Raw genomic sequence first — 11,422 nt, forward strand, 5'->3', positions numbered from 1 at the left:
GCCTCGAGCTCGAAGCTCAGCGCCACCGCGTCGCCCACCATGCCGCGGTCGACGCCATAGTTCATGCCCCACTGGCTGCGCTGCAGCGTCGTGCTCGCCGAGATGCCCAGCGTGTGCTTGCGGTGGCCGAAGGGATAGGCCGCCGCCTTGTTGAGCGACACGTCGAGCGTCACCGGGTGGGTCTGCCCCAGCAGGGTCAGCTTGCCCGCGAGCTTGCCGGTGTTGTCCGCGCCGAGTTCCAGCGCGGTGGCCTCGAACACGATCTCGGGAAAGCGCTTCGCATCGAGGAAGTCGCTGTCGCGCACGTGGCGATCGCGCGCGCCGTGGTTGCTGAACACGCTGTCGGCCACCACCACCACCCGCCCCGAGCTGAGCGTGCGCGCGTCCTCGTCGTACACGAAGCTGCCACTCGCCTTCAGGAACAGGCCGATCACGTTTGCGTAGCCGACATGGTCGACCTGAAAGGCGATCGCGAAGTGATCCGGGTCGATGCGGTAGGTGTGCGGCTCGGCCAGCACCGGGCTGGCCGCCAGCGCGGCGGCAAGCGCCCCGCTACCGATCAGCGTGCGCAGCGCGGCAGGTCTCGTTTCGGCTCTCATGCTTGCGTCTCCTTTGGTGGTTGAGTTCTTGTGGCGGATCCCGGCCGTCCTCTTCAGGGCCCGGCGACCCGCAGGCTTGCGCCGGACCGGTACAGCCAGCGCACATCGAGGGCGAACGAGCCGGCGAGCAGGCCGAGCGCAAGCGCCAGCAAGCCTGTCGCCAACGTCGGACCGACAAGGGGCAGCAGGCACAGCAGCAGGCTCGCCACCTGCCACACGCACACCAGCTTGCGCCGACGGCTGTCGGGCAGCGGCGCGTCGAGCCAGGGCCAGCGCCGCATCGCTAGGACGAAGCCGTAACGCATCAGGCCGATCGCCAGCACCCACGGCCCCGCCTTGCCCATCGACAGCAGGTGCATGCACAGGACGAGCATCAGAAAGGCGTCGAGTTCCATGTCGAAGCGCGCGCCGAACGCACTCGCGCATCGCCAGCGCCGCGCCACCCAGCCGTCGACGCCGTCCAGCAGCAAGGCCGTGCCCGCGATGCCGGCCAGCAGCCAGGCCTGCTGCTGCGCCCACGACGGGACCAGCACCGCCCCCGCAAGCAGCGACACGAGCGCGGCGCGCCCCAGCGTGACGTGGTTGGCCGGCCCCAGGCTGCGCCCGCGATCGGGCCAGTGCAGCCACAGCAGCGCCGACAGCGCCGCCTGCACCCCGAGTGCGGCGAGCAGCGCCATCACGGGCAGACCGACCACCGCAGAAAGCCCGCCGCCGGAGAGCGCCACGCCGGCCAGGCCGAGGCCAAGTTCGAGGCCGGCCCGCGGCCAGCCCGTGCCCGCCGTCGTCATGTCCTGCTGCTTCATCGATCGCCCCCCCTCCTCCCGCTGTTGTCGCGCCCGGTCCGGCCCGTGCCGCCTGCTACCATGCGAGCTTCGATCATCAAGCCGCCGCCAGGGTTCGCCGGGCGGTCCCTCGAGTCATGTCCCAAGCCAACCTCGCCTTCTGGAGCCTGCCGCCGGATCGCGGCGAACTGCGCCCGGCGCCGCTGCCCCCACTCGGCGATGGTGACGTATGCGTGCGCAGCCTGTACAGCGGCATCAGCCGCGGCACCGAGTGCCTGGTGTTTCGCGGCGAGGTGCCCGTCAGCGAGTACCAGCGCATGCGCGCGCCCTTCCAGCAGGGCGACTTTCCCGGCCCGGTCAAGTACGGCTACATCAGCGTCGGCGTGGTCGAGGACGGCTGCGGCAGCTCGGCCCGCGAACTGGTCGGCAAGACGGTGTTCTGCCTGCACCCGCACCAGCAGCGCTACATCGTGCCGGCCTCTGCGGTCGTGCCCCTGCCTGCCGGCCTGCCCGCCGAGCGCGCCGTGCTCGCCGCCAACATGGAGACGGCGATCAATGCCGCGTGGGACGCCGCGCCCACGGTGGGCGAGCGCATCGCGGTGATCGGTGCCGGCGTCGTCGGTGCGCTGCTGGCCTGGCTGTGCGGGCGCATCCCGGGCACCCAGGTCGAGCTCGTCGACGTCGATCCTGGCCGGGCGGCACTCGCCGCCGCGCTCGGGCTCACGCATCGGCTGCCCGACCAGGCCAGCGCCGAATGCGACCTCGTGGTGCACGCCAGCGGCAACCCGGCCGGACTCGCGCGCGCGCTCGAACTGGGCGGCCAGGAGGCCCGCATCGTCGAGATGAGCTGGTACGGGCTGCGCAGCGTGCCGCTCGCGCTCGGCGGGGCGTTTCACGCCCGCCGCCTGTCGCTCAAATCCAGCCAGGTCGGCCACTTGCCGCCCTCGCACACGCCGCGCTGGGATTACCGCCGGCGCATGGAACTTGCCCTTGCGCTGCTCGTCGACGAGCGGCTCGACGTGCTGATCAGCGGCGAGAGTCCGTTCGCCGACCTGCCGCAACTGATGGCCCGGCTCGCACACGAGCCCGGCGGCGCGTTGTGCGAGCGCATCCGCTACCCCTGACCCCACCCGGAGACCCTCCATGTACAGCCTCACCGTCCGAGACCACGTCATGATTGCGCACAGCTTCCAGGGCGCCATCTTCGGCCCTGCGCAACGCCTGCATGGCGCGACCTATGTGGTCGATGTCTGCTTCCAGCGTGCCGAGCTCGATGCCGACGGCCTGGTGGTGGACATCGGCCTCGCCAGCGAAACCCTCAAAACGCTGCTCGCCGATCTCAACTTCCGCAACCTCGACGACGAGCTCGCCTTCCGCGGCCAGAACACCACCACCGAGTTCATGGCGCGCGTGGTCTTCGACCGCATGGCTGGCGCGATCCGTAGTGGTCGCCTGGGGGCAGGCGGCCGGGGCCTGCAGCGGCTGAAGGTCACGCTGCACGAATCGCACATCGCCTGGGCCAGCTACGAGGGCGCGCTTTGACCGCGGCTGCCCGGCGCTCCTCGAGAACCGGCGCATGACGCGGCAGCTCAGCTTCATCGTGCCCGGTGACCCCGGCCAGCTCACCGGCGGTTACCTCTACGACGCGCGTATCGTCGCCGGGCTGCGCAGCCGCGGCTGGACGGTGCAGGTGCATGGCCTGCCCGGGCGCTTTCCCGATGCCGACGATGAAGCGCGCACGGCACTCGCTCGCACCCTCGCTGCCTTGCCGCCCGGGCATCAGGTCGTCGTCGACGGCCTGGCCGCGGGCGGCTTGCCCGAAGTGGCGCTTGCCCACGCCGGTCGGCTGGCGCTCGTCGTCCTGGTGCACCATCCGCTCGCCGACGAGAGCGGGCTCGACGCCAGCCGCCGTCGCTGCCTGCTCGCCAGCGAACGCGCCGTGCTGTCGGCGGCGCGCCTCGTCATCGGCACCAGCCGGTTTACCGCCCGCCGCCTGGCTGATTTCGGCGTGCGTCCCGCCCGCCTGCGCGTCGTCGCCCCCGGCACCGAGCCAAGCGCACTCGCCGCCGCGGACAACATCGCACCGCGCCTGCTGTGCGTGGCCTCGTTGACGCCGCGCAAGGGCCACGACCTGCTGCTTGCCGCCCTGCAATCAGTGAAGCACCTGCCCTGGACCTGCGACTGCATCGGCAGCCTCACGCGCGCACCGCAGCACGCCGCCGCCATCGCCGACGCCATCCGCCGCGCCGGCCTGGGCGATCGCCTGCGCCTGCTCGGCGAATGCCCGGAGCGGGTGGTGCGCGAGGCCTATGCCAGCGCCGACCTGTTCGTGCTTGCCTCGCGCTACGAGGGATATGGCATGGTGATCGACGAGGCCCTCGCCGCCGGCCTGCCGGTGCTCACGACCAGCGGTGGCGCGCTGGCCGAGACCCTGCCGCCCGACGCGGGCGTGAGCGTGCCGCCCGATGACGCCGCGGCCTTGGCGAGCGCCCTGCAGAACCTGCTGCAGGACCGCGACCGACGTCTGCGCTTGCGCGATGGCGCGCGCCGGGCGCGCCTGCAGCTGCGCAGCTGGACGCAGGCGGCCGACGAGTTTGCCGCCGCGCTGGACAGCATAGGCGCTGCCCCCGCACGGCACTGAGCCCGACCGATCGCCTCGCCCGAGACTGCCGCCATGCTCGCACCCACGCCCGCAAGCCCGCTGCCTCCCGAAGCCCCTCGGGACGCCCACCCCGATGCGCTCTTCGATGCGGACTGGCTGGCGCTGCGCAGCGCAGCCGACAGTGCAGCACGCGCCGACCACCTCAACCGGCGCGCCGCCGACTGGCTGCGAGCCCGCCAGCCGGCTGCCGACAACCAGCGCCTCTTCATGCTGGCCGACCTGGGCACCGGCAGCGGCGCCAACCCGCGTTACCTCGCCCCGCGCCTGCCCGGCCCCCAACGCTGGACGCTGATCGACCACGATCCCACCCTGCTCGCACGCGCGCTCGCGTCCTGCGCCGAGCTGCGCGACCACGATGGCGGCCACGTCCAGATCGAGACACGGCAGTTCGATCTGGCCGCCCTGAACGCCACGGCGCTTGGCGAGACGGGCCTGGTCTGCGCATCGGCCCTGCTCGATCTTGTCGATGCAGCCTGGCTGGCGCGACTCGCCGACCTGTGTGCCGATCTGCGTTGCGCCGTGCTCGTGACCCTCAGCGTGGACGGGCTGTGGCATTTCGAGGGCACCGGCGAAGTGGCGGGCGATGCCGACGACGCCCTCGTGCGCGAGGCCTTCAACGCGCATCAGCGGCGCGACAAGGGGCTGGGCGCGGCACTCGGCCCCGACGCGGCACCGACGCTTGCCGCCGCGCTCGATGCGCGCGGCTTCGAGGTCGAGCTCGCCCCCAGCCCCTGGAAGCTCAACCTCGCCGAAGCCGGCGATGCCGCCCTGGCACGCGCCCTGATCGACGGCTGGCGTGACGCCGCCCGCGCGCAGTGCCCGCAGGCGACTGCGCGCATCGAGGCCTGGCACGGGCGCCGCAGCGCGCTGTGCGGGGTTTCGCCGGGCCAGCTCGTGGTGGGGCATGTCGACCTCTTCGCCGCCCCCCGCACCCACCCCGTGCGCAACGCAGGCTGAGGATCGACGCCCGCTGCCGATGTCGCGCACGCTCCCCCAAATACGCCAGCGGTTTCGTGTGCGCGCCCTGCTGCTGCCGGCGCTGCGCCTCGCGTTGAGCCTCGGCCTGCTCGCCCTCGTGCTGCTGTGGCTCGACCCCACCGCGCTGGCGCAGGCCTTTGCCGCGCCCCACCCAGGATGGCTGCTGCTCGCCCTCGGCCTGAGCCTGCCGCAGATCGTGCTGTCGGCCTGGCGCTGGCGGCTCACGGCGCACCAGCTCGGCGTGCCGCTGGGCCTGCGTCATGCCGTGGCCGAGTACTACCTCGCCACCTTCCTCAACCAGATGCTGCCGGGCGGCGTCATGGGCGATGCCGGGCGCGCCTGGCGCCATGCGCGCAGCGAGGCGGCAGCCGGCCAGCGGGCCGGCGCCTGGCATGCCGTGCTGATCGAGCGCGCTTCGGGCCAGCTTGCCCTGCTGCTGGTGGCGCTGCTGACGCTGGCCTGGTCGCCAGCGCTCCAAGCCGTGCCGCTGCGCCTGCTCGGGCTCGACGGCGCGGCCGCTGCGCAAGCGGCGGGCGCCACATTCTGGCTGCTGCTGGCCGCCGCCCTGCTCGTCGGTCTCGCCGCGTGGCGGTGGCCAACGGTGATCGGCCGCCTCGGTCGCGCCGTGCAGCACGCCCTGCTCGCCCGCGAAGTTTTCGCCCGCCAGTTGATCGCCTCGCTGCTGATCGTCGCCAGCTACCTGGCCGTCTACCTGTGCTGCATGCGCATGGTCGGCATCACGACGCCAGTTGGCGAGGTCATGCCGCTGGTGCCCTGGGTGCTGCTGGCGATGGCGATCCCCTTGTCGATCGCAGGCTGGGGCATCCGTGAAGGCGCGGCCGCACTGGTGTGGTCGCTGGCCGGCCTGAATGCGGCCGAAGGCGTCGCGATCTCGGTCAGCTATGGCCTCGTCGTCCTGCTCTCCAGCCTGCCCGGCGCCCTGCTCCTGCTAGCGCGCCGGCGCTAGCAAGGCCTGTGCGCCCGCCCGGCCGGGAACGCTCACGGCGGGTCCCGCAGGGGGCGCAGCGCGAGATCGAACACCACATCCTCGCCGCAGGCAAAGTGCCGACAGGGCGGCCGAATGGCCTCGTCCAGTCGGTCGATCGGCGGCAGCACCAGGCCGGCGGGGCCCGCGCCGATCAGCATCGGCGCAACCATGACATGGAGGCGGTCGAGCACCCCCGCCTGCAGGAAGCGCGACACCGTCACCCCGCCGCCCTCGACCAGCACGCGCCGCAAGCCGCGCCGGGCCAGGCGGGCCAGCACCTCGGCCGGCTCGAAGCCGGCTTCACCGCTCGCCAGCGCGATCCGCAGCACCGTGCCGCCTGCACCCCCTGCGCTGCATGGGTCCGCTGCCGGCGCGGCCTCGGCCGCGGGCAGGCCGGCGGCGACCAGATGCAGCGTGGGCGCGAGCCCATCGCCGAACAGCCGCGCCGACGGCTTGGCGCGGCCGCGCGGATCGAGCACCACGCGCACCGGATTGCGCCCGGCCACATGGCGCACGGTGAGCTGCGGGTCGTCGGCATTGACCGTGCCCACGCCCACCACGACCGCATCCACGAGCGCGCGCAGGCGATGCAGATGCGCGCGCGCCGCCTCCCCGTTGATATAGTGCGAGGCCCCGCTGGCGGTGGCGATGCGTCCGTCCAGGCTCTGCCCGATCTGCGCGATCACGACCGGCGCGGCGGTGGCCACCCAGGGCAGGAAGAGATCGAGCAGATCCCGCGTCGGCCGGTCCAGATCGCGCGCGCAGCCCCAGGCGCCACCGCGCCGGATTTCGATATCCACGCCCTGCACCGTGAAACTTGTTGCCTCGCAGGCGGCCCAATCGGCATCACGCGCTTGCAATATGCACGTCCAGCCCCAATCTGATAGAAGCTCGTCTGACATTCATCCTTCCTTCACACACGGTTTACATCGGCGTCTGCCCGCCCCGGGGACGGCTTGCGTGATGGTGAACCAGAACCCCCAACGGAGAACACAGTAATGCGCCAAGCCGAGCGTGCCATTTTCGATCTGCGTCGCGGCCTCCCCATCGTGCTGCGTGACCATGGCAGGCAGACGCTGGTCCTCGCCGTCGAGGGCCTGACCGGGCGCAGCCTGGACGACGCCCTGCAGCTGAGCGGCGCCGCGGCACAGCTCGTGTTGAGCCGCCATCGCATGGCGGCGCTGGGGCAGGCCGATGCGACCGACGCCGTCGCGCTCGCACTCGAGCCCCTGCCCGACGCGCGCGCGCTGCGTGACCTGGCCTGGATGCAAGGCGCCACCCTGCCTGCGGGCACCCGTGCGCGCGCGGCCAGCCAGGCCGAACGTGCCGCCCTGCGCCTGCTCGGCCGCGCCCAGCTGGTCCCCGCCGCACTGTCCTTCGCGGTGTCCGCATCACAGGCAGCGGTCGTCGCCAACGAGATCGAACGCGGCCAGGTGCTGGCCGTCGAGGCCAACGAGGCCCTGCGCCTGTGCAACAGCGGGCCCGGCACCCTGACCCGCATCAGCGAGGCCAAGGTGCCGCTGGCCGAAGCCGAGAACAGCCGCTTCGTGCTCTTCCGCGAAGCCGATGGCGTGCACGAGCACGTCGCCATCGTCATCGGCGACGCCGCGCAATGGCCCGAGGCGGTGCCCGTGCGCCTGCATTCCTCCTGCCTCACGGGCGACCTCTTCGGCAGCCTGCGCTGCGACTGCGGCGAGCAATTGCGCCGCGGCGTCGCCGCGATCAACGCCCAGGGCGGCGGCATCCTGCTCTACCTGTCGCAGGAAGGGCGCGGCATCGGGCTGGCCAACAAGCTGCGCGCCTACGGCCTGCAGGACCAGGGCCTGGACACCATCGATGCCGACCAGGTGATCGGCTTCTCCAAGGACGAGCGCGACTTTCGCGTCGCCCACGAGATGCTCGACCAGCTCGGCGTCTCCAAGGTGCTGCTGCTCACCAACAACCCCAGCAAGGTCGAGGCCCTGCAACGCGCCGGCATCAACGTCGTGGCGCGCCAGGCGATCTATGGCGAGGTCACGCGCCAGAACGAGCGCTACCTGCAGACCAAGGCGCACCGCCACGGTCACTGGCTGCATGACTTGCTGACCGAGCAGGACGAGCCCGCCACCGATGAACCCGAGCGCCTGCCTGCCCCGGGCACGGCCGGCGGCGCCTGAGCCCCGCAAACCGACGCTTCAACACGCGCCCATGTGCGACCTGCCACCGCCCGCACATCGACGCCGGGCACGGCAGCGCGCTGCGCCGCTAGGCGGGCACGTCGCGCAGGTGGCCAAGATCGAAGTCCTGCGCATCCTCGATGACGCCCGCAAGCACGCCGGCAAAGTGTTCGACCAGGCGCGCGCCGAGTGCCGCATCGGCAAGCGTCGCGTTACCCGTCGCGCCCCCGGCATTGAGATCCTGCGCCATCCAGGCGAAGCCGGCCTCGCCCTCGGGGCCAAGCCGACGGCCGTCGGCGGCCATGCGCTCGCCAAGGGACGCGAAGTTCGCCAGCGCCTCGCGCCGCACCTTGTGTGGTGCCAGATGCAACATCATCGCGGTTTCCAGGGCCCCGCCATGCAGGCCGTGGCGCAGCTCGGCCGCGGGCAGGGCCGCGGGGGGCGGCGCGAAGCGGAAGTAGTTGGCGCGCACCACCAGCATGCGGTGCGCGGCGCGCAGCTTGAGCGCGGCCAGATCGACCACCGCCTTGTTGCCACCGTGGGTGTTGAACAGCACCAGCCGCCGCAGGCCGGCCCGCGCGACGCACGCGCCCACTTGCTCGACCACCGCGAGCGCGGTTTCCGGACTCAGGCTCAGGGTGCCGGCAAAGTCCGCGTGTTCGAGGCTGAGACCGACCGCGAGCGCGGGCAGCACGCACACCTGCACGTCCGCGCGCAGGCGCGGCAAGGCGGCATGCAGCAGGCCGTGGGCAATGTCGAGGTCGGTCGACAGCGGCAGATGCTCGCCATGCTGTTCGACCGCCGCCAGCGGCAGCAAGGCCACGGTGTCCTCGGCCGCGAGGCGGGCGATCTGCTGCGGGCTCAGGTCCTGCCAGTAGGCGACAGCGGCGGGGGTGTCCATGGCGGAAGCGTCCAGACGGTGTGGGGCGAGGCGCCGATCATAGCCCGTCCGGCGGCGAGGCGGCCATGACGCCCGGTCCGCAACGCCACGCCCGCAAGCCGCGCGGCCTGCCGGGGACGGTGCTCGCCAGCGGCCTGCGCGTGCTCGCACTCGTGCTGCTGCCACTGCTGGTGCTCAACCTGCTGCTCGGCTTCGGCAACCACTGGCCCACCTTGTGGCCGCGGCTGGAATGGCGCTTCTCGGCAGAACTGGCGGCGCTCGTCGTGGCGCTGGCGGCCTGGGTCGGCTGGCGCGGACGTGCCGGCGGCCGCCTGCTGGCAGGACTGTCGATGCTGGGCACCGCCTGGGTGATGCTGCACTACCTCAACGTCACCGTCCCCTCGATCTTCGGGCGCAGACTCAATGCCTACTGGGACGGCCAGCACCTGTGGGCCGTGCTCCGCATGAGTGGCGAAGGCGGCGCCGGTGGTGCTTACCTCCGTCTGGCGCTGAGCCTGTTGCTCGCCGTGGCCGCAGTGGCCCTGATCTACGCGATCGTGCGCCTGTGCCTGCAGGGTCTGGCCCGGGCGGCGGAGCACACGGCCACCCGTCGCGCACTGCTCGGGCTTGGCGCGCTCGGCTGCGCGCTGGGGGCGACCCAGCCCTGGCAGGGCGAGGTGCTGCGCCCACTGATCGCGCCGCCGGTCAGCAGCCTGCTCGCCGAGCAATCCCGCTTGCTGGCACTCGCACTGTCGCGCACCGCCCATGTCGAACGGCTGGGCCCGAGCCCGGATTTCGCAGGCGACGTTGATGCGCTCGAGGGCTCGGATGTGCTCATCGTGTTCGCCGAGGCCTATGGCGCGGTCACGCTCGACAAGCCGGACATCGCCGAGGCGCTGGCGGCCTCGCGGACGCGGCTCGCCGCCGGCATCGCCGCCAGCGGTCGCCATGTGGTGTCGGCGCGGCTGATCTCGCCCACCTTCGGTGGCGCCTCCTGGCTCGCCCATGGCAGCCTGCTCGCCGGCATCGACACCCGCAACCCAGCCGACTACCAGTTGCTGCTGACCACCGCGCGCCCCACCCTGGTCAGCCATTTTGCCGCCAATGGCTACCACACCGTGGTGTGGACACCCGGCATCCAGCGCGCCTGGCCGGAGGGGGCCTTCTATGGCTTCGACCGCATCGCCGACGCCGACCGCATCGGCTACCAGGGACCGCATTTCGGCTTCTGGCGCATTCCGGACCAGGCTTCGATGGCGCTCATTCACCACCAGGAGTTCGGCAAGCGTTTCCCGGCAAGGGCGGCTCCGCAACAGGACAGGGCGGGGAATGCGGAGGACGGCGCGGAAGGCGGAGCGGAGGACGCCGCAGACGACGCCACGGCGATTGCCGACGAGGCCGCCGTCCGCGTTCGCCTCGCGGCCTACCATCCTGAAGACGCGCGCCCATCCGACGCTGATGCCGCCTCAATGGCAGCCTCGATGGCCGCCGCACCGACCGGCCTGGCCGAGCGCATCGAGGCGGCGCGCGCGGCACGCGAACGCCGGCCGCGGCTGGTGGTGTTTCCCACCGTCACCACCCATGCCCCCTTCCGTGCCATCGCACCCTTCACCGACGACTGGTCGCGCCTGCTCGGCCGTGACGCCTACAGTGCGGACGAGCTCGCCGCCGCCGAGGGCGTCCCGGTGCGCTGGTCCGACCCGACGCCGGCCTACCTCGCCTCGATGCGCTACCAGTTCGACTGGCTCGCCGATTACCTCGGCCAGCACGCGCCGGCCGACCTGTTTACGATCATCGTCGGTGATCACCAGCCGATCGGCTCGGTCACCGGACCGGGCCAGCCGTGGGACGTGCCGATCCACATCGTCAGCCACGACCGCGCCCTGCTCGCGCGCTTCGAGGCCGCCGGCTTCGTGCCGGGGCTGGTCCCGCCCGACACGCCGCTCGGGCCGATGCAAGACGTGACGCCGCTGCTGATCGAGGCCTTCCGCCGCGCGCCCTGAACCCGGCCGCGGCGCCCGGCGAGCGATTCAGCCCGCGACCGGTCTGACCCTGCTCGCCGCCAGCTTGGCGCGCTCGCGCGCCTCATCGACATCGGCGCCATTGGCCACCGCCACGCCCATGCGACGCTTGACGAAGGATTCCGGCTTGCCGAACAGGCGCAGGTCGCTGCACGGCACGGCCAGCGCCTCGGCTACGCCCTCGAAGCGCATCGCCTGCGCATCGACCCCGCCGTAGATCACGGCCGAGGCGCCCGGCTCGCGCAAGGCGGTATCGACCGGCAGGCCGAGGATGGCGCGGGCATGCAGCTCGAACTCGGAGAAGCGCTGCGAGCACAGCGTGACCAGGCCGGTGTCGTGCGGACGCGGGCTGACCT

At 72.2% G+C, this 11,422-nt stretch carries 11 protein-coding genes and 1 pseudogene; 7 read left to right on the forward strand and 5 right to left on the reverse strand.

Going from position 1 to position 11,422, the window contains the following annotated elements; translation table 11 throughout:
- Together PK606_RS15130 and PK606_RS15135 are read right to left on the reverse strand one after the other, a co-directional pair.
- On the reverse strand, positions 1 to 599 hold a 599-nt coding region (locus tag PK606_RS15130), incomplete at its 3' end, for a YceI family protein (protein WP_324565154.1).
- Between the two features lie 53 nt (positions 600 to 652).
- Positions 653 to 1,402 carry a CDP-alcohol phosphatidyltransferase family protein gene (locus tag PK606_RS15135; protein ID WP_324565155.1) on the reverse strand — a complete coding sequence of 250 codons (750 nt, stop codon included), beginning with the start codon at positions 1,400 to 1,402 and terminating at the stop codon, positions 653 to 655.
- Positions 1,403 to 1,518: 116 nt separating this feature from the next.
- On the opposite strand from PK606_RS15135, the gene PK606_RS15140 reads away from it, so the two are divergent.
- From PK606_RS15140 to PK606_RS15160, 5 genes are read left to right on the forward strand one after another with little or no spacing between them, the layout of a single operon-like run.
- Positions 1,519 to 2,505: a zinc-dependent alcohol dehydrogenase gene (locus tag PK606_RS15140; protein WP_324538211.1), complete on the forward strand. Its 987-nt coding sequence runs from the start codon at positions 1,519 to 1,521 to the stop codon at positions 2,503 to 2,505.
- A gap of 19 nt (positions 2,506 to 2,524) precedes the next feature.
- Positions 2,525 to 2,923: a 6-pyruvoyl trahydropterin synthase family protein gene (locus tag PK606_RS15145; protein ID WP_324538212.1), complete on the forward strand. Its 399-nt coding sequence runs from the start codon at positions 2,525 to 2,527 to the stop codon at positions 2,921 to 2,923.
- A 34-nt stretch (positions 2,924 to 2,957) separates the two neighbouring features.
- Complete coding sequence (locus PK606_RS15150) at positions 2,958 to 4,022, forward strand: glycosyltransferase family 4 protein (protein WP_324538213.1); 1,065 nt, start codon at positions 2,958 to 2,960, stop codon at positions 4,020 to 4,022.
- 33 nt (positions 4,023 to 4,055) lie between these two features.
- The gene (locus tag PK606_RS15155; RefSeq protein ID WP_324565156.1) at positions 4,056 to 5,000 is read left to right on the forward strand and encodes a class I SAM-dependent methyltransferase; all 945 of its coding nucleotides are present in this window, start codon (positions 4,056 to 4,058) and stop codon (positions 4,998 to 5,000) included.
- A 19-nt stretch (positions 5,001 to 5,019) separates the two neighbouring features.
- Positions 5,020 to 5,988: a lysylphosphatidylglycerol synthase transmembrane domain-containing protein gene (locus tag PK606_RS15160; protein WP_324565158.1), complete on the forward strand. Its 969-nt coding sequence runs from the start codon at positions 5,020 to 5,022 to the stop codon at positions 5,986 to 5,988.
- A 32-nt stretch (positions 5,989 to 6,020) separates the two neighbouring features.
- Here the strand turns inward: PK606_RS15160 and PK606_RS15165 are convergent, their stop codons facing one another.
- A complete protein-coding gene (locus PK606_RS15165; protein ID WP_324538216.1) occupies positions 6,021 to 6,809 on the reverse strand; it encodes a RibD family protein in 789 nt (262 codons plus the stop codon).
- Between the two features lie 198 nt (positions 6,810 to 7,007).
- Between PK606_RS15165 and ribA the strand changes: the two genes are divergently transcribed.
- Positions 7,008 to 8,165, forward strand: a complete 1,158-nt coding sequence (gene ribA / locus PK606_RS15170) for a GTP cyclohydrolase II (protein ID WP_324565159.1) — start codon at positions 7,008 to 7,010, stop codon at positions 8,163 to 8,165.
- A gap of 88 nt (positions 8,166 to 8,253) precedes the next feature.
- Here the strand turns inward: ribA and PK606_RS15175 are convergent, their stop codons facing one another.
- Entirely contained in the window at positions 8,254 to 9,066 is an 813-nt protein-coding gene (locus tag PK606_RS15175) for a creatininase family protein (protein ID WP_324565160.1), read from the reverse strand.
- Positions 9,067 to 9,131: 65 nt separating this feature from the next.
- On the opposite strand from PK606_RS15175, the gene PK606_RS15180 reads away from it, so the two are divergent.
- Positions 9,132 to 11,048, forward strand: coding sequence for an alkaline phosphatase family protein (locus PK606_RS15180; RefSeq protein WP_324565161.1), 1,917 nt, complete (start codon positions 9,132 to 9,134; stop codon positions 11,046 to 11,048).
- Between the two features lie 27 nt (positions 11,049 to 11,075).
- Here PK606_RS15180 and PK606_RS15185 read toward each other — a convergent pair.
- A pseudogene (locus tag PK606_RS15185) lies at positions 11,076 to 11,422 on the reverse strand (formate-dependent phosphoribosylglycinamide formyltransferase); the annotation flags it as partial.

This window comes from Ottowia sp. (assembly GCF_035444425.1).
In the GTDB taxonomy this organism is placed as follows: Bacteria; Pseudomonadota; Gammaproteobacteria; order Burkholderiales; family Burkholderiaceae_C; genus Ottowia.

Coding starts and splice junctions, on each gene's coding strand:
- PK606_RS15135 (WP_324565155.1), bottom strand. CDS start 1,402: ATGAAGCAGCAGGACATGACGACGGCGGGCACGGGCTGGCCGCGGGCC.
- PK606_RS15140 (WP_324538211.1), top strand. CDS start 1,519: ATGTCCCAAGCCAACCTCGCCTTCTGGAGCCTGCCGCCGGATCGCGGC.
- PK606_RS15145 (WP_324538212.1), top strand. CDS start 2,525: ATGTACAGCCTCACCGTCCGAGACCACGTCATGATTGCGCACAGCTTC.
- PK606_RS15150 (WP_324538213.1), top strand. CDS start 2,958: ATGACGCGGCAGCTCAGCTTCATCGTGCCCGGTGACCCCGGCCAGCTC.
- PK606_RS15155 (WP_324565156.1), top strand. CDS start 4,056: ATGCTCGCACCCACGCCCGCAAGCCCGCTGCCTCCCGAAGCCCCTCGG.
- PK606_RS15160 (WP_324565158.1), top strand. CDS start 5,020: ATGTCGCGCACGCTCCCCCAAATACGCCAGCGGTTTCGTGTGCGCGCC.
- ribA (WP_324565159.1), top strand. CDS start 7,008: ATGCGCCAAGCCGAGCGTGCCATTTTCGATCTGCGTCGCGGCCTCCCC.
- PK606_RS15175 (WP_324565160.1), bottom strand. CDS start 9,066: ATGGACACCCCCGCCGCTGTCGCCTACTGGCAGGACCTGAGCCCGCAG.
- PK606_RS15180 (WP_324565161.1), top strand. CDS start 9,132: ATGACGCCCGGTCCGCAACGCCACGCCCGCAAGCCGCGCGGCCTGCCG.